The organism is Parafrankia discariae (assembly GCF_000373365.1).
Lineage (GTDB): Bacteria > Actinomycetota > Actinomycetes > Frankiales > Frankiaceae > Parafrankia > Parafrankia discariae.
Window position 1 is genome coordinate 1 of sequence record NZ_KB891213.1, and the last position, 20247, is coordinate 20247.

The window sequence follows — 20247 nt, forward strand, 5'->3', positions numbered from 1 at the left end:
ACCCGGGACAGGTCGTTACCACCCGCGATCCGCAGCGCCTCCAGAACCCGCAGCACCCCCATACCCGTCGTCTCCCCCGTCAGCTCCGCCTGCTTCCAGGACAGCCCGACGAACGAGATCGCGCCCAGGTTGTACACCTCGTCAGGCTGGGAGATCTCCACCGCNCCGATCAACGACGGAAGATCCGTCAGGTCACCCTCCAACAACACGACCCCCGGCACCAGCCGCTCCACGGTCGCCACCTTCGGGTTCGACTGCCCGCGCACCAGCCCGAACACCTCATAACCCCGCCCAACCAGCAACTCCCCCAGGTACAACCCGTCCTGGCCGGTGATTCCCGTAATCAGCGCGCGAGGCACGATCATCCTCCTGTGGCCCGTGGAGTACTGCTGCGGAAGGTTAGCGTCAGGTAAAGCGGCCGGGTCACTCGGGTGCCGGGGTCGGCCCGTCGGCACTACTGGCCGTGGCCGGTCGGGCCAGTTTGAGAAGGTCGGGTAGCACCATCTGGCCGGCTCGTGCTCCGCCGCCGTTGCTGATGTGAACACCGTCGTCGTCACGCACGCGAACACCGTCGATCTCACCGCGGTACGCGTTGCCCGGACTGAGCGCCGCGGCGAGATCGATGACGGTGGTGACGGCGGAGTGCCGCGCGGCGGCCTGACGAAGCAGCTTGTTGAACTCGATCACCCGGTCGGCCCGGGTTTCCGGGTAGATGCTGCCGTCCGCCGCCTCACCCTCCTCGAACATCGGGGTGGTCAGCAGGACCACCTTCGCGCCACGGGCCGAGAGAGTGGTGATCGCCAGGTCGAGCTCGCGCCCGAGGTAGGCGTCGAACGCCGGATCGCCGATGTGGGTCCGTCGGCCGTCGAGGTACTGGTCGGTGACCTCCCAGCGCCCGACCAGCAGCAGGGCCAGATCGGGGTGGAGCTCGTCGACCTTCCGGCTGAGGCGGGTGGGCCACTGGTCGCACCCCGGAGGTGGCAGGTTCACCTCGCCCATGAGGAAGCGGCGCGGCGAGCGGCTCACCCCGCACCCGAGCTGGGAGGCGTCGTGGATCTCCAGGCCCTCGCGGGCGGCGGCGGTGGAGAACTCGCTGAAGCCGAGGGTGAGCGCGAGCGAGTCCCCGGCCAGGATGGCCCGCAGCGGGCGGCCCGTGACCGGCTCGGCCCGGGCGGTCGGCGGTGCCGCGGTGGCGGCCCGCGCGGCCAGCTGTTCCAGGTCCGCCGCGCCGCGGCCGGCGGACGGGTCCGGGATCGTGGCGACCATCACCAGCGCGACGACCGCGCAGATCGTGGCCGGGACGGTGATCCGCGGCTTGGGGAAACGGATCTTCCGTCGCCTGATCGGGTTCTCGACCAGGTGGAACGAGGCGATGGTGATCGCCGCCGTCACGGCCGCCCGCACGCCGAGCAGCGCGGCGCCGCTGAGCCCGGTGCGGGCGGCGGTGACGGTCAGGAAGACCGGCCAGTGCCACAGGTAGAGGCCGTAGGAGACCCGGCCGATGGTGGGCAGCGGCGGCAGTGACAGCACCCGCGCGGCCGGCCCGCGGGGCACCTCGACGATCGAGGCGATCAGCAGCATCACGATCACCGCCACGCCGAGGAAACCGCCGGAGTAGAGCACCCGGCTCTCGCCGTCGACGGTCGCGAAGACCGTGAGCATCGCCACCCCGGCGAGGCAGCCGGCGACGGCCAGGCCCTTCTTCGTCCGTTCGGTGAGCGGTGTCCGGCGCTGGATCCGCCACACCGCCAGCGCCGCGCCGGCCAGCAGCGCCTGCGCGCGGGTGTCCGTGCCGTAGTAGATGCGGGAGGCGTCCGCGCCCAGCACGACCAGCAGCAGCCCGAGCAGCGCGGACGCCTCCGCGCCCAGCACGGCGACGGTCAGGATCAGGGTCTGCGCCTTGCGGCGTTGGTTGCGCCAGCGTGTGGTGGTGCGCCCGCTGTGCCACATCAGCAGGTAGACGGCGAGCGGCCACAGGACGTAGAACTGCTCCTCCACCGCCAGCGACCAGGTGTGCAGCAGCGGGGACGGGGCGGAGAAGTGGTCGAAGTAGCTCTGGTCCGACAGCGCGAACCGCCAGTTGGCGACGTACCCGAGGGTCGACAGCGCGTCCGCGCGCAGGGTCTCGACCTCGCTGGGTTCGGCGACGAACCGGGCGTAGGCCGCCACGCCCAGCATCATCGTCAGCAGGGCCGGCATCAGGCGGCGGGTGCGGCGGATCCAGAACGACTTCAGGTCGATGCGCCGGGTGGTCCGGTACTCGGCCACCAGCAGGCCGGTGATCAGGAATCCGGAGAGGACGAAGAAGGCGTCGACGCCGAGCAGTCCGCCCGGCATCCAGCTCAGGCCCGCGTGGTAGGCCATCACCCCGAGGACGGCCAGGGCGCGTAGGCCGTCCAGCGCGGGGGAGTGGCCCAATGGTGCCAGTACCGGCGCGGTGAGGGGGCCGGTCTCGAGCGGTCCGGTCTCCGGTGGTCCGGTGTCCGGCTGCCCCTTCGCGAGCGGTCCGGTGGCGAGTTGCTCGGTCTTGAGCGGTCCGGTGGCGAGCGGTCCGGTGGCGAGCGGGTCGGCGCCGCGGCCGCGGGCACCGGGGCCCGGCTGCCGCGGGGTGCCCGGACCGCGGGGGTGGGCCGCCTCGCGCGGCCCGCCCGGCGCACGCCGCCTGGAGAGGCCGGACAGTCCGGACAGGTCGGCCACCGGCTGGCGGGAACCGGCCCGCCGGGTCTCGGCCGGCTCGGCGGCGCGTGGCCGCGGTGGCCCGCTTCCGACGGGCTCGTGGTCGCCGTGCGGGCCCCGGTCGTTCACGGGACGTCCCGGGCGGGCGGCGCGCCCGGCCAGGGCGGGGACGCGGGGGCGGGCGATGACGCGAGTGCGATCGTCGGCGTCCCGGGCCGCCGCCCGCGGGTCCCGCGCGGCGGCGGCCCGGCGTTCGATGTGCTCGGTCTCGTCGCCGCGGTACGCGCCGGCCCGGCGCAGGCGGCCCTCCGGGTCCGGGTAGGCGTCGTCCTGGTACGCGGCGTCGAGCCGGGACCGGTCGAGGTACAGGCCGTCCAGGTGATCCGTGGCCTCGGAGTGGTCCATGCCGCTGTCCGCGTCCGCGCGTCGCCCCGCGGCACGAAGATCGGTGTCGACACCTGGGTCCGCGGCCGCGCCAGGTCCGGCTGGGTGACCGTCCTCCGGCTGACCGGGGCGGGGGCGGGCCAGCGGGTAGGTGTCGGTGTCTCGGCGGCTCAGCCCGGTCCCCTTCCAGAGTCGTAGGTGCGCAGGTGTCGCGGCGGGCCGTCTGATCAGGCCGGACGGGGCCCGGTGCGGCCGGCGCCGTGTCCGCTCGCGTACCGGGAGCAGCACATGGGCCCGGTCGGCAAGGCTAATCCGCGCTTCCGGTCAGGGGAAACGCGTGGTACTCCCAGACCGGAGATGTCGGGCTCGGCAATACCTCCAATGGGCCAGCATTGGTACCTTCCGCGAGTGCCTGACAGCAGCTCACCGTCGGTCACCGCCGGCGATCCCGACGGTCTCCCAGTTCCGCGCGATTCATCTGGTATGTCCAGATCGCCAGGTTCTGTCGTCGAGGCTACGACGGATCGATCAGACGGGTCCGCGCACGTTCTGTCGGATGAGGGTCAGCTCACGCCGGTGCCCCGTCCGCCCGGGGCACATCGGTCGCGGGGTGTGGGCCGATGGTCGGGATCCGGTGGGCGCCCTGGAAAGGGCCGTCCGGCCGGGTCCGGCGAGCTCGAAGTGCCTGGCCCGTCGGATCCCGACGCGCGGTCCGAAACGCCGCCTCGGCTCGCCCCGGCCCCGCGGGCGTGGTGGGCCGGCCTGCTGGTGGTGGTCGCCGTCGGTCTCGGCCTCCGCCTCGGCTACCTGTTCGGATGGATGCATCCCGCGGTCGTCGACGGTGACCCTTTCTATTATCACCAGGCCGCCAACCTGTTCGCGGACGGGCGTGGCTGGCCCGATCCGTTCGAGTTGCGGTACTTCGACAGATACGTCCCAGACGCGCAGCACCCACCACTGACTAGTGCGCTGCTCGCCATCCCGTCCGTGCTCGGCTTCACCGGGTTCCTGTCGCACCAGATCTTCTCGTGCCTGCTCGGCGCGATGTCGGTCGGCGTCGTCGGCCTGGTGGGCCGCCGGGCCGCCGGGCCGGCCGTCGGCCTGCTCGCCGCCGGCATCGCGGCGCTCTACCCGGGGATGTGGCTCAACGACGCCCTGGTGATGTCCGAGACCACCGGGATCCTGACCTGCGCCCTGCTGATCGCCGCCGCTCATCGCTTCTGGGACCGGCGGACCGTGCCGGACGCCTGCTGGCTCGGCGCGGCGCTGGCCGCCGCGATGCTCGCCCGCGCCGAGCTGGCGCTGCTCGCCCTGGTGCTCGTGGTGCCGCTGATCGCGATGAGCCGTCCGCTGCCGTGGCGGCGCCGTCTCGGCCTGCTCGCGGCCGCCGCCGGCACGAGCGTCGTCGTGGTGGCCCCCTGGGTGGCCTACAACCTGTCCCGGTTCGAGGAGCCCGAGTTCCTCTCGTCCGGGCTCGGCTCGACGCTGGCCGTCACCCACTGCGAGGCGAGCTACTTCGGCAAGTACACGGGGTGGTGGTCGTTCGACTGCATCCAGGCCCTGGACCAGGCGCCGTTGGAGCGCTCCGAGCGGGACGTCTACTACCGGGAGGCCGCCTACCGGTTCATCGGTGACAACGCCGGTGAGCTGCCCCGCGTCGCCGCCGCCCGGGCCGGCCGGACGTGGGGCCTCTACCGGCCGTGGCAGCAGACCGAGTTCGACGGCGTGGAGCTGCGCCCGCTGGGGCTGAGCCGGCTCGGCATGGTCTGCCTCTGGGTGCTCGAACTGGCCGCCGTCGCCGGCACGGTGGTGCTGCGCCGTCGGGGGGTCGTCCTGCTGCCGCTGCTGGCGGTGCCGGTCACACTCACGTTGGCCTCGGTGCTGGTCTACGGCACGACCCGGTTCCGGGCGTGCGCCGAGCCGGCGGTCGTCCTGCTCGCCGCGGTCGGGATCGCGGCCGTCGTCGGTGCGCTGCGCCGTCGTCGGACGGGCTCGCCCGGCACCGCGGTCCCGAACGGCACCGCGGTCCCGAACGGCACCGCGGTCCCGAACGGGTGCGCAGAGTGACCGTTCCGCTGCCCTCCGGCGCCGATTTCGGGGTCCGTACTCGGCTCGCCGGGTGGCGCGGGCCGCCGACCCGTCGGGTATCGCCTGGTACCTTGCGACCGTGCCAGACATCGCCGACAGTAGTGGTCACAGTCGGTGACCGCCGGTTTCGACCGCGGGAGCGGTGACCGGGCGCCGGGTCGACCGGACCACGCGGCCGAGGCGAGCCCGGGAGCGGCCGTCGCCGCCGTGCCGTCCGGGTCCGCCGTGCCGTCCGCGTCCGGGGCGCCGGCCGGGGTGTCGACCGCGGTGGCGGGGCCACCGGGCCCGGTGGGCGCGCCGGTGGTGTTCGCGGGCTTCGACGGCCTGCGGGCGATCGCGGCGCTGCTGGTCCTGGTCGTCCACGTGGCGTTCAACAGTGGGCTGACCACCGGCAACCCGATCGGCGTCTACACCGCCCGTGGGGAGATCGGCGTCGCGGTCTTCTTCCTGATCTCGGGCTTCCTGCTCTACCGCCCGTTCGCCGTGGCGCACCTGAGCGGCCGGAGCGCTCCGGACGCCGCCGGGTTCTACATCCGCCGGCTGGTGCGGATCATCCCGCTGTACTGGCTGGCGCTGGCGGTGGCGCTCAACGTCGTGTCCAACGACAAGATGGGCGTCCACGGGTTCCCCGGGCTCCTGCAGACGGCCTTCTTCATGCAGGGCTACCGGAACCACTGGGCCATCCAGGGCCTCACCCAGGCGTGGACGCTCAACGTCGAGTTCGCCTTCTACATCTCCGTCCCCCTGTACGCCTGGCTGCTCGTCCGCCGCCGGCGGACGCCCGGCGCCCAGTTCAGGGTCGAGCTCGCCGCCCTCGCCGTGATCTTCGTGATCAGCCGGGTCCTGCACTACGCGCTGATCGGCTCGCGCATCTGGTGGGCCGACGGCTGGACGGTCTGGCTGCCGGTCTGGTGGGACCTGTTCGCCATGGGCATGCTGCTCGCCGTCCTCTCCGCGTGGTACGTGCAGAACGGGCGGTCGCCGGCGTGGGCGCGGTGGCGGTGGTCCGGCGAGGCCTGCTGGCTCGTCGCGGCGTTCTTCTACTGGGTGGCCAGCACCCGGATCACCCTGCCGCTGACGCCGCTGTTCGTGCCCGACCGCACCCAGGACATGGGCCGGCACCTCTTCTACGGCCTCTTCGGCTTCTTCCTGATCCTGCCCGCGGTGTTCGGGCCGGCCGACCAGGGCCTGGTACGGCGGCTGCTGACCTGCCGCCCGATGGCCTACCTCGGCCTCATCTCGTACGGGATCTACCTGTGGCACACGGTGGTGATCGAGGTCGTCGCCGAGCACACCGGGACGGCCGCCGGTGAGCTCGCGTTCGTCCCGTTCTTCCTGCTGGTGCTGGCACTGACCTGCGCGGTCTCCACGATCACCTACTTCCTGGTGGAACGGCCCTGCATGGCGCTCGGCCGGGAGTGGGCCCGCCGGGTGCGCGCGCGGTCCCGGCCGGTGCCGGCGGGGGCCGGCGGACCGGGCCCCGCCGGCGCGCGGGCGCCGGCCGGCGTCGACGAGCGCTGGTCGGTGGAGTCCCAGGTGGACGAGAGGTGGCGCCAGGAGCTGTCCGGTGCCGGACACCCCGGAGCCGACGGCGCCCTCGGTGGCGCCCCCGACGGCGAGTCGGCGCGGACGATGCCGCTGCGGACCGGCCGGGGGGTCGGGGACCGCTCCGGCGCCGGGCCCGGCGCCCGTTCGGGCGACCCGGCGGCGGACCGGTCACCGGGCCCGGCGCCACGTCCGCGCGCGCGGCCGGGCCGTGGGGTGCCGGAGCGTGGGGTGCCGGGCCGCGGGGTGTCAGGTCCCGGCGGCCCCGGCCCGGACGGCACCGCGGAGAGCCGACTGGGCCACATTCCCGACCGCGGCCGGGACGATGGCTGGTGACTTTTCGTACTATGAGAGCCCCACAGGGTGAGGGTCTCGGCAGGACTGGCTCGGAGTCTGTGCGCTCTCCCGTTGACCTCGCGGGACACCGCTCCCTAGACTTGGGAGTTGCACGAGGGTTCGTGGGTCTCAGACCGAGCGGATCCACTCGAGCAGTCGTTATCGGTTCTGACAGTGTCGTTCTTGTGTTCGGTGCCTGTCCCTCCGTCCCGGCGGTTCGATCCGGCCCTCGCGCGTTTGACGATTCCCAGTCGGAGCCGACCCCTTGACGAGCACCACCGACGTACGACCCGTGGAGACCGTGACCACCTCGCACAGCCCGACCACACCACAGGTTGCGGTCAACGACATCGGCACGGCGGAGGACTTCCTCGCCGCGGTCGACAAGACGATCAAGTTCTTCAACGACGGCGACATCGTCGACGGCATCATCGTCAAGGTGGACCGTGACGAGGTGCTGCTCGACATCGGTTACAAGACCGAGGGTGTCATCCCGTCCCGGGAACTCTCGATCAAGCACGATGTCGATCCGCACGAGGTCGTCACGGTCGGCGACCACGTCGAGGCCCTTGTCCTCCAGAAGGAGGACAAGGAAGGTCGTCTGATCCTGTCCAAGAAGCGTGCTCAGTACGAGCGCGCCTGGGGCACGATCGAGAAGCTCAAGGAGGAGGACGGCGTCGTCACCGGCACCGTCATCGAGGTCGTCAAGGGTGGTCTCATCCTCGACATCGGCCTGCGCGGCTTCCTCCCCGCCTCCCTCGTGGAGATGCGCCGGGTCCGCGACCTCCAGCCCTACGTGGGCCGTGAGCTCGAGGCCAAGATCATTGAGCTGGACAAGAACCGCAACAACGTGGTTCTGTCCCGCCGCGCCTGGCTGGAGCAGACCCAGAGCGAGGTGCGGTCGGAGTTCCTGGCCCAGCTCGCCAAGGGCCAGATCCGCAAGGGTGTGGTCAGCTCCATCGTCAACTTCGGTGCCTTCGTGGACCTGGGTGGCGTCGACGGCCTCGTGCACGTGTCCGAGCTGTCCTGGAAGCACATCGACCACCCGTCCGAGGTGGTCGAGGTCGGCCAGGAGGTCACCGTCGAGGTTCTCGACGTCGACCTGGACCGCGAGCGGGTCTCCCTGTCGCTGAAGGCGACGCAGGAGGACCCGTGGCGCCAGTTCGCCCGCACGCACGCGATCGGCCAGGTCGTGCCCGGTCGGGTCACCAAGCTCGTGCCGTTCGGCGCGTTCGTCCGCGTGGACGAGGGCATCGAGGGCCTGGTGCACATCTCGGAGCTGGCCGAGCGCCACGTCGAGATCCCCGAGCAGGTCGTGAACGTGGGCGACGAGATCCTGGTCAAGGTCATCGACATCGACCTCGACCGGCGCCGTATCAGCCTCTCGCTCAAGCAGGCGAACGAGGTCTCCGGGCTGGCGGGTGAGGGCGACTCGTTCGACCCGAGCCAGTACGGCATGGAAGCCAAGTACGACGAGCAGGGCAACTACGTGTACCCCGAGGGCTTCGACCCCGAGACCGGCGAGTGGCTGCCGGGCTTCGAGGAGCAGCAGGCCGAGTGGGAGCGGCAGTACGCGGAGGCCCAGACCCGGTTCGAGGCCCACCAGGCCCAGATCCGGGCCGCGCAGGAGGCCGACGCCGCCGCGGCGGCACCGTCCTCCTACACCTCGCAGTCGGAGCAGCCCGCTTCGGCGATCGACGAGGAGGCGCTGCGGCGTCTGCGGGAGCAGTTCGGCCGCGAGTAGGCCGTAGGCAGGTGACTTCAGGGCCCGTGGGGAACATCCCACGGGCCCTGAAGCACGTTCGGGGTGGTGACGGCCCCGCCGGTCCGCACGGCCCCGCCGGCCTGAGAGACCCCGCCGGCCCGCGCGGCGACGGACTCGATCGCCGCCGCCGCCTGGTCGAGCAGTTTCTCCCGGGACTGCGTCCCGTCCAGCTCGATGACGTTGTCGGCCCGGGCCATGGTCTTCTCGTAGCCGTCGGCCTGCTCGACGAGATGGGCGCGCAGCGCGGCCGGGGTGAGGACCCGGGTCCGGCGGTCGCCGCGGGCGACCATCCGCTCGTAGGCGAGCGCGGGCGGTACCCGCAGCCACAGCAGCGGATTTGGGCGGGGGAGCAGGGCCTCCATGTGCTCGAGCCAGGGCCGGTGCTGCTCCCCGTACGGCCCGCAGTGCACCTCCGAGGACTGGACCCACCGGTCGAAAAGCAGGTCGGGACGCCCGTCCGGGCCGGTGCGGTAGCGCAGCTGGGCGGAGAGCTCGATCAGGTGGGCCAGCCGCCGCACCGGGCCGGGGATGACCGTCTGGTGCAGGACGGTGTCGTCGGGCTCGGCGATCGCCCGGAAGATCTCCACGCACACCCGGGCCGGCCGGGTTCCGCGCAGTGGGCGCAGCACCGTCTCCAGGCCGCGGATGAGCGTGGTCTTTCCGGCTCCGTCGACACCCTCCACGGCCACGAGCAGTGGATCTCTCCGGCTCATGCCCGAACTGTAGATCGCCGGCGACGGGCGTGTCCGCCGCTCGGGTGAGCGGGGCCGGCGCGGTGTTACGACGCCGTAAACGCGGCTGGCGGCTATTGCCGGTTCGCCCGACTGGTACCAGAATCGGGCCGCACAGCTCGCCGCGGGGCCGTCCGTGGTGGTGATTCGCCTCGGGATGCTCTTGGCCAGCGACGTCTTCGACCTCGGCGCCGCGCCGGCGCGTCCTTACGCGATGCTGGCCGTCGAGGGCCCGGCGGGGGCGGGGAAGCTCACCCTGGCGCGGCGGCTGACCGCGGCGCCGGCGGCGCTGCACCTGCCCCTGGCGGCACAGACCGACGCCGTGTTCCGGGACCTGATGCGGTGGCCGAGGGCCCGCGGTGAGCCGCTCGGCGCGGTGCCGGCGAGTCTCGTGCACGCCGCCCGCCTGATCGAGGCCGCCGTCCAGTTCCGGTACCAGGAGGAGTTCCTGGCGGGTTTCGACCTGGTGGTGGCCGACCGCTGGCTTCAGACCTGGGAGGTCTACTGCGGGGACATCGGCGACCACGCCGAGTGGTACCTGCAGATCGCCTCGTATGTGCCCGTCCCCGACCTCGTTCTCTACCTGCGCGTCTCACCCGAGGTGGCGGCCGCGCGGCTGGCCCGCCGGGCGGTGGCGCGGGAGTCGGTGGGGCTGGAGTCGGTGGCGCTGGAGTCGGTGGGGCCGGGGTCGGTGGGGCCGGTGGACGAGGCCGCGGTCCTGCGGGAGGCCGTCGAGGCGTGCGCGCGCTACGACGAGGTGATGTCCGCCGTCGACTGCGTCGTCGTCGACGCGGACGCGCCGGCCGCGGACGTGCTGGCGGAGGTGACCGGGATCCTGGACGCCGTCGGGCTGCCGCGCCCGCCGATCCCCGGGCCGGGTGGCGAGGCGACCGGGCCCTGGCCGGGGCCGCTCAGGGAGGCGTGAAGCGCACCGGGAGCGCCGCGACCCCGCGCGTCCACACCGACGGGCGCCAGCGCAGGTCCCGCGGTTCGACGGCGAGCTCCAGATCGGGCAGCCGGTCCAGGAGCACCTCGATCGCCGTGGTCGCGATCGTCTCGGCCGCCATCTGGGCGGGGTAGGGGCAGCGGTGCTCGCCGTGGCCGAATGCCAGATGGGCGTGGTTGCCCGACGGGCGTCCGGTCGGCTGGGGCCGCGCCCACGGGTCGGAGTTCGCGGCCGACAGGCCGAACAGGAGCAGGTCGCCCGCGCGGATCCAGCGCCCGCCGAGCCGGACGTCGCGCCGGGCCCACCGGGCGACGAGGTTCTGGATCGGCGGGTCCGCCCACAGCACCTCGGCCATCGCGTCCCCCACGCTGAGCCGTCCGCCGGCCAGGTCGGTGGCGAACCGCGGGTCGGTCAGCATCAGCCGCAGCGTGTTCCCGATCCAGTCCGCGGTCGGCGCCTGACCGGCGATCAGCGTCGCCATGACGTCCTCGACGACCTCTTCGTCGCGCAGGCCGGCCGGGTGGGTGAGCAGCGCCGACACCGCGTCGTCGCCCGGCTGCGCGCGGCGGCGGCGGACCACCCGGGTGAGCATCGCGTGGGCCCGGCGGCGCGCGTCGCGGGCTCCTGTCCCGCCGCTGACGAGCAGGGTCAGATCCCGGGCGAGCGCGGCCAGGTCGGTGTCGGGCAGCCCCCACATCCCGGCCGCGACCATCGCCGGCAGCGGGCTGGCGTACTGGGTCATGAGCTCGGCGCGGCCGTCGCCGGCCAGCGCGTCGATCAGGGCGTCGGCGCCGCTGGCCGCCCGCGCCCGCAGACCGTGCGGCTCGAACATGCCGAGCACGTCGCCGACGGCGCCCAGCCGGCGGGCGTGGGCGGGCCCGTCGAGGGCCCGCAGCGACGGCCGCTGGCCGACCATCGACTGCAGCGGCCAGGCCGGCGGGACGCGGTCCCAGGCGTTCCAGATCCGGCAGTCCCGGCCGAACAGGGCCGGGGTGCCGGCCACGTAGACGACCTCGCGGTAGCCGAGCACCAGCCAGGCCGGGACGTCCCCCTCGAGCAGGACCGGGGCGACCGGGCCGTGCTCGTCGCGGATCCGCCGGTAGAACGCGGCGCGGTCGTCCCCGGGGCCGTCGGCCGGCAGCCGGACGGCGGTGGTGTGCGCCGGCCAGCGCGCACCGAGATCCGGTCGGGCCGGCGGGCGGGTGCCCGCCGCGCCGCGTACCGGCCCCCCGCGGGGTCCGCCGGGCGGGGGGCCGGGTGGTCCGGGCGCGGGCTCGCCGGAGGGGGTGTCCTCGGGCCCGCCGTGGCGGGTGGTCGGTGTCGGGCAGGACGCGCCGTACTGGCGCAGCGCGCCGAGCTGGCGGACGGCGCCGAGCGCGCGGGGCATGCCGCTCGCGCACGTGCCGAGCTGGCGGGGGTTGGGATGGGTCATGTGCTGTCTCCGGCCTCCGGGTCAGCGTGGTGCCGCGCGGTGCGGCCTGTCGCGGTCCTCACACGGGACTGAACCGGACCGGCAGTGCCGTCAGAGCGCGGTTCCACGCGGTCCGCCGCCAGCCGAGGGCATCGGCCGGGACGGCGATCCACATGTTGGGCAGGCGGTCGAGGAGTGCCTCGACCGCGGTCCGGGTCACGACCTCGGCGATCTCCTGTGCGGGGTACGGGCAGCGGTGCTCGCCGTGGCCGAAGGACAGGTGGGCGCTGTTGGCGCTGGTCCCGGTACCCGGGTGGGCGTCCGGGGCGCGGCCGCGGCGGACCTGCGGATCGGCGTTGCCGGCCCCGAGCCCGAGCGCGATCATGTCGCCGGCCTCGATGCGCTGCCCGCCGAGCTGGGTGTTGCGGGTCGCCCACCGTCCGGCGACGACCTGCATCGGCGTGTCCTCCCACAGGACCTGGTTCAGCGCCTGCATGACGCTGCGCCGCCCGCCGGACAGGTCGAGGGCGAACGACCCGTCGGTGAGCAGAAGGCGCAGCGAGTTGCCGATCCAGCCGGCGACCGCGCGCACGCCGAACCCGAACACCACGGCCAGGTCCTCGACGACCTCCTCGTCGTCGAGCCCGGCCGGGTGGACGATCAGGCGCGAGACGATGTCGTCGTCGGGATGCTCGCGCCGGTCGGCGAGCAGCCACCGCAGCCGGTCCCGGACCCGCTGGTGGCCCTCGGCCGCGTCCGGGCCGTCGTCGATCAGGACGATCAGATCGTGCACCAGGCCCGCGGTGTCGACCTCGGGCGGCCCGCACAGCGACGCCAGGACGAGCGCGGGCACCCGGTGCGCGAACGAGTCGATCAGATCGGTCTCCCCGCGCCCGGCGAAGGCGTCGATCACGTCGTCGGTGATCTCCTCGGCGCGGGCCCGGAGCTCGAAGAGGTCCACCGCGCCGAGGACGTCCTGGACGGCGGTGTAGCGCCGGCGGTGTTCCGCCCCCTCGGCGCGAAGCATGGACGGTCGGTGCCCGACACCGGGCAGGGCGGCCCAGTCGGGCGGGACGTCGTCCCAGCCGGCCCAGTGCCGCGGGTCACGGGCGAAGATCTCCGGATGGCTCAGGACGTAGTGCAGCTCCCGGTAGCCGAGGACCAGCCAGGCGGGCAGGCCGCCGTCGAGCAGCACGGGCGCGACGGCGCCGTGCTCCCGCCGCAGGTCGCGGTAGGCCCGCGTCGGCCCGCGCTGGAACTGCGCCTCGCCCAGGTGGCAGGGCGGGGTCCGGCCGCCGGCCGGCCGCTCCCGGGCCGTGCCGGTCGGCTCGCGAAGCGACTCCCGTGGATCACGCAGTGGCTCACGCGGCTCGCGCAGCGGCTCGCGAGCCGGCCGGCGAAGCGGTTCGCGGGCCGGTTCGCGGGCTGGTTCGCGAGCCGGCCCGCGGGCAGTCGTCATGACGCCTCCGCCGCCTGTGCCTCACGGGCCGCCGACAGCTCGCAGAGGTGACGCACGAGGGTGATCAGCACGTCCTTGCTGGACGACCGGTGGCGGGCGTCGCAGTCGATCACCGGGACGTCCGGTGACAGCGAGAGCGCCTCGCGCAGGTCGTCCAGTGAGTGCTCGGGGGAGCCGAAGTTGTTCCGGGCCACGATGAAGGGCATCCGGTGGTGTTCGAGCCGGTCGATCGCGTACCAGGAGTCGGAGACCCGCCGGGTGTCGACGAGCACCACCGCCCCGAGCGTCCCCGCGAACAGCCGTTCCCACAGGAACCAGAACCGTTCCTGCCCGGGGGCGCCGAACAGGTAGAGCACCATCTCGGCGTCCAGGCTGATCCGCCCGAAGTCGAACGCGACGGTGGTCGTGTTCTTCTCCTGGACGTCGTCGTTGTCGTCGATGCCGACACCGGCCTCGGTCATCACCTCCTCCGTGCTCAGCGGCCGGATCTCGCTGACCGAACGGACCATCGTGGTCTTGCCCACACCGAAACCACCGACGATCACGATCTTGACGCCGTCCCGGGCCGTGGTCTGCAGCGGCGGCCGGGCGGCGGGCTCAGAGCTTCTGGAGTCCAACGAGCACCTGCTTCAGGAACGCGGGATCGGGCAGTTGCGAGGGGTCGTTCGGGGTCGAGGGGTGGCGGGCCGAGATCCGGCCCCGCTCGAGCAGATCGGACAGCAGGATCTTCACGATGCTCACCGGCAGCCTCAGGTCCGCCGACAGCTCGACCACCGCGGTCGGCGCGCGGCAGACCCGCAGGATCCGGACGTGTTCGGACTGCATCCCGGGCGTCGGCTCGCTCCTGCTCGTGACGAGCGTGACGAGGTCGAAGGCGGTGTCCCCGGCCCGGCTGCGGCCGCCGGTGACGGTGTACAGACGGTCCGGGTCCTCGCTGTCGACGAGCCGGCGGATCATGGCAGTAGCACGGACTGGACGGGATCGCGTGGCGCCGCGCTCAGGTACTCGCCGATCTGTTCGACGAGCTCGCTCATGTTGTGGCCGATGATGCCGGCGTCGGCGTCGTCGGTGGCGATCACCGCGAGGTGCGCGCCCTGGCCGGCGTCGACGATGAACAGCAACCCGCCGTGGTACTCGGTCATCGACTGCCGCACGCCGCCGGTACCGTCCCCGAACTCGATGGACGCCCCGTGCGCGAGGCTCTGGATCCCCGACGCGATCGCGGAGAGTTGGTCGGCCTGGTCGATGCTCAGGCCGGACGAGCGGCACAGCTTGAGCCCGTCCCTGGAGAGCACCAGGGCGTGGCGGGTCCCCGGGGTGCGGGCGAGGAGGTTTTCCAGCAACCAGTCGAGATCGCGCTCAGTGGTGTTCATCGGGATCGCGGGGCACCGGGCGGGTGGGTCCCATCCGGTCGTGCCCCTGCCTCCAATCAGGTCGTCCAGTGCTGTGCTGGTCGTCATACGGGGCGCTGGTGGGTCACGTGTCCCGCTGGTCCGGCTCGCCGGTGCCGTCGGGGACGTCCGCCTCCCCGGGGGCCGCCGGCGGGCGGGCCGTGGTGCCGGTGGTGGCCGCGGTGACCAGGGCCCCCGCGCGTCCGGGCACCGGTCCGGTGGACCGGGCGTGGCCCGTTCCGGCGGCGCGCATCGCCCGGCGGAAGGCGGCGAAGTTCGCGCTGGAGTTACGGCGCGGCCGGTGGGTGCGCGGCGGCGCCGCGAGCAGGGCCGCGGCGCGGGCGCTCGCCGCGAGGGACTGCCCACGCTCGCGCTTGGGCAGGATCAGCGGCGGGGCGGCGCCCGCCTCGTCGCTCCCGTCGGCGTCGGCGTCCGTGTCCAGGGCCGGGCCCGGGACGGCGCTCGCGACCGTGGTCGCGTCCGATGCCGGCTCGCGGGCCGCCCCGGCTCCGCGCGTCGCGGCGCCGGCCGGGCCGGCCGGGCCGGCGTCCGCGCGGGTGGGGCTGGCGGCGTCCAGCCGGGCGGGGTGCTCCGGCGTCCGCTGGGGTAGCGAGATGAACTCGGTGACCGGGTCGACCGCGGCTCGCGCCGTGGCCGTCCCCGCCGCGCTTCCCAGCTTCCCGGTGGCTCCCGCGCTCGTCGCGTTCGCCCCGGGAGGGAGGACCGCCGGCAGCCGCGACGGCACGACCGTGGGCAGCCCGGCGGTGACCGTGTCCGCGGAGTCCGCGACCGCCGGCGGCGCGACGACCGACCGCGGCGCCGTGATGAGCTGGCGCGGAATCATGACGACGACCCCGGTGCCGCCGCGCGAGGACGGCCGGAAGGACACCGTCAGGCCGTGCTTGCGGGCGAGGACGCCGACCACGGCCAGGCCGAGCCGCGTACCGGACAGCGTGGTCAGGTCGAGGGCCTCCGCCGACACCGCGCGTTCGGCCCGCTCGAGGGCGGCCGGCCCCATGACCAGACCGCCGTCCTCGATGGTGATGACGACCCCGGCCTGTACCTCCTCGACGTAGACATGCACCTCCTCGGACGGCGGGGAGAAGCTGGTCGCGTTGTCCATCAGCTCGGCGAGAGCGTGCATGATCCCCTCGGCCGCGTAGCCGACCACCGCGACCGCGCTCACCGAGTGCAGGCGGACCCGCTGGTAGGCGCTGATCCGTCCCATGGAGCCCCGCAGGAGGCTCTCCATCACGATCGGCTTGGTCCACCGGCGCCCGGAACGCCCGCCGGTGAGGACGGCGATGCTGTCCGCGAGCCGGCCGGCCTGGGCGGTGAGGTGGTCGAGCCGGAGCAGGTCACCGAGGACCTCCTCACTGTGCCGTTCCTCCATGGCCCGCAGGTCGGCGAGCATGCTGGTGCTCAGCGCCTGCATCCGGCCGGCCGCGTTCGCGCAGGCCGCCATGGCCGCGGCGCGCATCCGCTCGCCGCGGCCGACCTCCTCCGCGACGGTGCGCAGGATGTGCTGGTGCGTGCCCTCGGTGCCGCGCGGGGCCTCCCCGAGCGCCGCCTGGACGGACGCCCCCTCGCGCAGGCGTTCCACCACCGCCGGGAGGACCTCGCGGGCGAGCCGCTCGGTCTGCGCGGCCGAGCGGCTGGCGCGGGTCTCGAGCGCGACGACCCGGCCGCGCAGCTCCCGCGCGGTCTGCCGGTTGCGGACGGCCACGGTGCTGGCGAAGCCGACGAGCAGTGCGGCGACCGAGACGCAGAACAGGATCGCGCCGCGGCCCTCCGCCGGCGACACGGCCGCCGCGACCAGGCCGATGACCATGACGACGAGCACGGCCGCGGCCGGCGGCACGATCAGGTCCCGGGCCGTCGGTGGTCGCTGTACCTGATGACGAGCGATTGCGTGTTCTGACATCGATCAGGTCCTCGTCGTCGGTGGTCGGTGGCCCAGGGCCGGCCTGCCGCGGTCGGGTGGGACCGCGGAGAATCCGACGTCCCACCGGAAGACCATGGTCGGAGTCGTCTGCCGGGAAGAGTTCTCGGATTCTTCCCGGTAATCCTCAAAAGGTACGGCTGGGACCCCCTCCCGGCCTTTTTCCGAACTGTTCGTGCTGCTGCGGCGGAATACGTCCCCCCGGTCGCGCGACCGTGATTCCCGGTGCGTGGAAGCACCGGTACGGGTCGCGCCGCCGGCCGTACTGACCACGTCGATCTTCGCCCCCTCGCCATCGCCGCCCTGCGTTGTGATCCACGTCCGGGTCCGGGGCCGTCCCCGGGCCGAAGCGGAACCATCAGTGCAGGTCATATGCGCGTCGCACATGCTAGGGACACCTCGGACGGGTCGCGCGCCAGGCGCGGGGCGGCGCTGTCGGGCGATAGCCGTAAGTGGTAGTGGAGTGTCATTGTTGTTCGACTGTAGTGTGTAAGATTTGTTTCTGTTTTGTTGAAATCCCGTACGGCCGTCCGGAACGAGGGATTCCGGGTGCTTGAAGAGTTGACAGCCTGGCATTGCCGCTGCCCGGTTCGGGGCATCACGGGGCGGTTGTGGCAATTGCGGCGACACATTTGGCCGGCGGGGTGGCCCGGGTGGATACTTGTTGAATTCCTTCTCAGTTAAGCCCGGTCGAGCTCCGGTTCATCCTGTGCCGGCGGGGAATCGCCCTGTTCGGGGCACTGCCCGGTCCGTGGCCCGGGGCGGTGCCGGCGCCGCGATCACCCCCGCACGGGTGCGCCGGGGAGGCTCGGACGGGCCTCCGGGGCGGAAGATCGCCGCGCGTCCGCGCTGTCTGTCAAGCGGAACGTGGCCTGACGGTGGGGCGTGCCGCCGTCCCGGGCGCCCCCGACCGCCGGCTCCCGGTTGGGGTGGGGGTGCGCCGACGGGTGTCTCCGGGGGTGCCGCCCGGTCTCCGCGTCCCGCTCGCCGGCTGCTCCTCGGCCGCTCGCCGGCCGCTCGCCGGGCCGCCGTGGCCGTCCGGGGCGGCCTGGGGTGGCCGCGGGCGGGCTCCGGGCGGCCGCGGGGCGGGTTCGGTGGCTGGGCGCAGGACGGGGTCGGAGGGTGTGTTCCCAGGTCGCGGGGTATCGCCCCGGCTGACAGCGGGTGGGTGTTTCGCACTTATTCGGAGCCGGCGCATAGTCTGACGGCCGGGCGCGCGGTCCGCGCCCGTCGCCGGCGGGAGGTTCGATGGGTCCGACGGGCGTCAGCCCGAGCGTGCTGCCGGAGCCTGCCACGGGATCGGTGACCATCGCCGAGTCGGTTCTCGACAACCCGGTCTGGGAGTCGCTCGCGGGCGCGCACGCTCATCTCGCCATCGCCACGCACCGCGCGGCGCGTTACCCACCCGAGATCTCGCCGTTCGCGGCGGTGGGTGACGGCGCCGACCCCGGTGCCTGGGCGGAGCTGGCCGAGCTCGCCGGGCCGGGAGCCCTGCTGGGCTTCTCCGGTCTGCGGATGCTCCCGCCGCCCGGGTGGGAGGTGACGATGGCGGTGCCCGCCCTCCAGTTCCTCGGTGACGACCTGGTGGACCGGCCCGACCCGGAGGCCGTCCCGCTGCGGGCCGGCGACGTCCCGGAGATGCTCGACCTGGTCGCCCGGACCAGGCCGGGCCCGTTCTCGCGGCGCACCGTCGAGCTCGGCGGCTATCTGGGTATCCGCCGTGGGGGGCGCCTGGTGGCGATGGCCGGCCAGCGGATGCGGCTGCCGGGGTGGACGGAGATCAGCGCTGTGTGCACCGATCCGGCCCATCGCGGCGAGGGCCTGGCCAGCCGGCTGGTCCGGGCGGTGGCCGTGGGCGTGCGGGCCCGGGGCGAACAGCCGTTCCTGCACGTCTCGGTGTCGAACACCGACGCCCTCCGGCTGTACGAGGCGCTGGGCTTCGTGCCGCGCCGGGAGGTCTCGTTCGTCCAGATGCGCACCCCGTCGGGCTGACCGCCGCGGCTGATTCTGTCACCAGGGCGGTGACAGAATCCCTGGGGGCCGGGTAGCGTCCGATGTGTCCGCGCGCCGTCCGCGTCGGCCCGTCCGGCTCACCCGTCCGGGCCATGGCTGTGTCCGGTCCTGCCCGGCCGGCTCCCGCCACGCGTCGGCGTCCCCGCCGCCGGACCTGCGGTCGTCGGGTCCGCACCACCGAGAGCTAGGTCGATCATGACTGTCCATGACTTCACCGTCGAGGCGACGGACGGCACCTCCCGATCCCTGGGCGACTACGCGGGCAAGACCCTGCTGATCGTCAACGTCGCCAGCAAGTGTGGCCTGACCCCGCAGTACGAGGGGCTGGAGGCGCTCTACCGCGACCTGAACGGGCGCGGGCTGGAGATCCTCGGCTTCCCCTGCAACCAGTTCGGCGGCCAGGAGCCGGGCACCGACGCCGAGATCCAGGAGTTCTGCTCGACGAACTTCAACGTCACCTTCCCCGTCTTCAGCAAGATCGAGGTGAACGGGGACGGCGCGGCTCCGCTGTACAACTACCTGCGCTCGGAGGCGCCCGGCGACTTCGGGCCGGAGTCGGGCTTCCTCTACGAGCACATCAAGCGCTCGCGGCCCGAGGCGATCGGCACCGACGAGGTGAAGTGGAACTTCACCAAGTTCCTGGTGGACGGCGAGGGCAAGGTCGTCCGCCGCTTCGAGCCCACCGTCACCCCGGAGGAGCTGCGCGGCGAGCTCGACGCCGCCCTGGCCTGACGGAAGCGTCGTTCTGACCTGACAGCGCTCCCGACGGGAGCGCTGTCACCGTCCGCCGCCCGGCAGCCCGCCGGGCGGCGGACACACGTGGCGGTCAGTGGCTCGGGCGGACCTCGCCGAGCCGCACCGCCGTGGTGTCACCGAGGCGCACCTGCTCGCCGCAGTTCGCGCAGACGCACCGCGGCCGCAGCTCCGCGCCGCAGGAGTGCGCCCAGACCGTCGGCGGCGGGCCGGCCGTCACATACCGGTCACCCCAGTCCATGAGGGCCAGCAGCACCGTGTTCAGGGCTCGGCCGGACTCGGTCGCCACGTACTCGTGCCGCGGCGGGTGCTCGCTGTACTGCCGCTTCTCCAGCACCCCCGCCGCGACGAGCGAGCGCAGCCGGGCGGCGAGGATGTCCCGGCTCGCACCGGTGTTCTCCACGATCTGGTCGAACCTGCGCGCGCCGAGCAGCACCTCCCGCAGGGCGAGCAGGCTCCAGCGCTCCCCGACGACGGCGAGCGCGTTCGCGATCGAGCACTCCCGCGCTGTCTTGCCCATCGCGGGCCTCCTCCACAGCCGTGGACGTCCCCGGGACGCTGACGAAGCTCCGGGAGCATCGGCCCCGGGGCCCCGAGTCCATCCGACTTTCAAACCTACCACCGCGCCGCGGGGCCGGCCCACCATCGGCGCCTCGCGCCGGCCCCGCCTCGAATCGCCTCGAAGCGAGTTGCGCGAGCGGCCTGTGGGTGGCTCGCGCAACTCGCTCCGCTGACTCTCCGGCGGCGCGGCCGCGGGTGAGGGAATGCCCTGGTGGGAGGCGGTCGTGGGGTGGGGGTGTGTGGCTT

General features: G+C 73.3%; 16 protein-coding genes. 6 read left to right on the forward strand and 10 right to left on the reverse strand.

The annotated features are described in order from the left end of the window. Both B056_RS0114995 and B056_RS0115000 read right to left on the reverse strand, forming a co-directional pair. A partial coding sequence (locus tag B056_RS0114995; RefSeq protein ID WP_035751566.1) for a GDP-mannose 4,6-dehydratase occupies nt 1–359 on the reverse strand: 359 nt, incomplete at its 3' end. A 64-nt stretch (nt 360–423) separates the two neighbouring features. After that, nucleotides 424–3348: a DUF459 domain-containing protein gene (locus tag B056_RS0115000; RefSeq protein ID WP_018502683.1), complete on the reverse strand. Its 2925-nt coding sequence runs from the start codon at nt 3346–3348 to the stop codon at nt 424–426. A gap of 393 nt (nt 3349–3741) precedes the next feature. Between B056_RS0115000 and B056_RS36575 the strand changes: the two genes are divergently transcribed. From B056_RS36575 to rpsA, 3 genes are all read left to right on the forward strand, one after another. Further along, complete coding sequence (locus B056_RS36575) at nt 3742–5127, forward strand: glycosyltransferase family 39 protein (RefSeq protein ID WP_018502684.1); 1386 nt, start codon at nt 3742–3744, stop codon at nt 5125–5127. A gap of 135 nt (nt 5128–5262) precedes the next feature. Beyond that, nucleotides 5263–7029 (forward strand): acyltransferase family protein, encoded by a 1767-nt coding sequence (locus tag B056_RS0115010; protein ID WP_018502685.1) that lies wholly within the window; start codon nt 5263–5265, stop codon nt 7027–7029. 265 nt (nt 7030–7294) lie between these two features. Continuing rightward, a complete protein-coding gene (gene rpsA / locus B056_RS0115015; RefSeq protein WP_026239728.1) occupies nt 7295–8773 on the forward strand; it encodes a 30S ribosomal protein S1 in 1479 nt (492 codons plus the stop codon). A gap of 17 nt (nt 8774–8790) precedes the next feature. Here rpsA and B056_RS0115020 read toward each other — a convergent pair whose 3' ends face one another. Beyond that, nucleotides 8791–9507, reverse strand: coding sequence for a nucleoside/nucleotide kinase family protein (locus tag B056_RS0115020; protein ID WP_018502687.1), 717 nt, complete (start codon nt 9505–9507; stop codon nt 8791–8793). A 175-nt stretch (nt 9508–9682) separates the two neighbouring features. Here B056_RS0115020 and B056_RS0115025 point away from each other — a divergent pair, with 175 nt between their 5' ends. Further along, complete coding sequence (locus B056_RS0115025; RefSeq protein ID WP_020572512.1) at nt 9683–10450, forward strand: AAA family ATPase; 768 nt, start codon at nt 9683–9685, stop codon at nt 10448–10450. Here the strand turns inward: B056_RS0115025 and B056_RS0115030 are convergent. The 6 genes from B056_RS0115030 to B056_RS0115055 all read right to left on the reverse strand — a co-directional run bounded on the left by B056_RS0115030 (nt 10437) and on the right by B056_RS0115055 (nt 16656). Beyond that, the gene (locus tag B056_RS0115030; RefSeq protein ID WP_018502689.1) at nt 10437–11903 is read right to left on the reverse strand and encodes a cytochrome P450; all 1467 of its coding nucleotides are present in this window, start codon (nt 11901–11903) and stop codon (nt 10437–10439) included. The genes B056_RS0115025 and B056_RS0115030 overlap by 14 nt on opposite strands. 58 nt (nt 11904–11961) lie before the next feature. Beyond that, nucleotides 11962–13341: a cytochrome P450 gene (locus tag B056_RS0115035; RefSeq protein ID WP_018502690.1), complete on the reverse strand. Its 1380-nt coding sequence runs from the start codon at nt 13339–13341 to the stop codon at nt 11962–11964. Continuing rightward, nucleotides 13338–13958 carry a GTP-binding protein gene (locus tag B056_RS0115040; RefSeq protein WP_026239729.1) on the reverse strand — a complete coding sequence of 207 codons (621 nt, stop codon included), beginning with the start codon at nt 13956–13958 and terminating at the stop codon, nt 13338–13340. Before B056_RS0115040 ends, B056_RS0115035 begins: the two co-directional genes overlap by 4 nt. Further along, complete coding sequence (locus B056_RS0115045; protein WP_018502692.1) at nt 13939–14298, reverse strand: DUF742 domain-containing protein; 360 nt, start codon at nt 14296–14298, stop codon at nt 13939–13941. The genes B056_RS0115040 and B056_RS0115045 overlap by 20 nt, the downstream gene beginning before the upstream one ends. Continuing rightward, on the reverse strand, nt 14295–14714 hold the full coding sequence (locus B056_RS0115050; protein WP_018502693.1) for a roadblock/LC7 domain-containing protein: 420 nt from the start codon (nt 14712–14714) through the stop codon (nt 14295–14297). The genes B056_RS0115045 and B056_RS0115050 overlap by 4 nt, the downstream gene beginning before the upstream one ends. A gap of 103 nt (nt 14715–14817) precedes the next feature. Further along, nucleotides 14818–16656: an ATP-binding protein gene (locus B056_RS0115055; RefSeq protein WP_026239730.1), complete on the reverse strand. Its 1839-nt coding sequence runs from the start codon at nt 16654–16656 to the stop codon at nt 14818–14820. A 1266-nt stretch (nt 16657–17922) separates the two neighbouring features. Here B056_RS0115055 and B056_RS0115060 point away from each other — a divergent pair. After that, nucleotides 17923–18666, forward strand: a complete 744-nt coding sequence (locus tag B056_RS0115060) for a GNAT family N-acetyltransferase (protein WP_026239731.1) — start codon at nt 17923–17925, stop codon at nt 18664–18666. A gap of 216 nt (nt 18667–18882) precedes the next feature. Then, entirely contained in the window at nt 18883–19419 is a 537-nt protein-coding gene (locus B056_RS0115065; protein ID WP_018502696.1) for a glutathione peroxidase, read from the forward strand. A gap of 94 nt (nt 19420–19513) precedes the next feature. Here B056_RS0115065 and B056_RS0115070 read toward each other — a convergent pair whose 3' ends face one another. Continuing rightward, on the reverse strand, nt 19514–19960 hold the full coding sequence (locus B056_RS0115070; protein ID WP_018502697.1) for a winged helix-turn-helix transcriptional regulator: 447 nt from the start codon (nt 19958–19960) through the stop codon (nt 19514–19516). Nucleotides 19961–20247 lie beyond the last annotated feature (287 nt).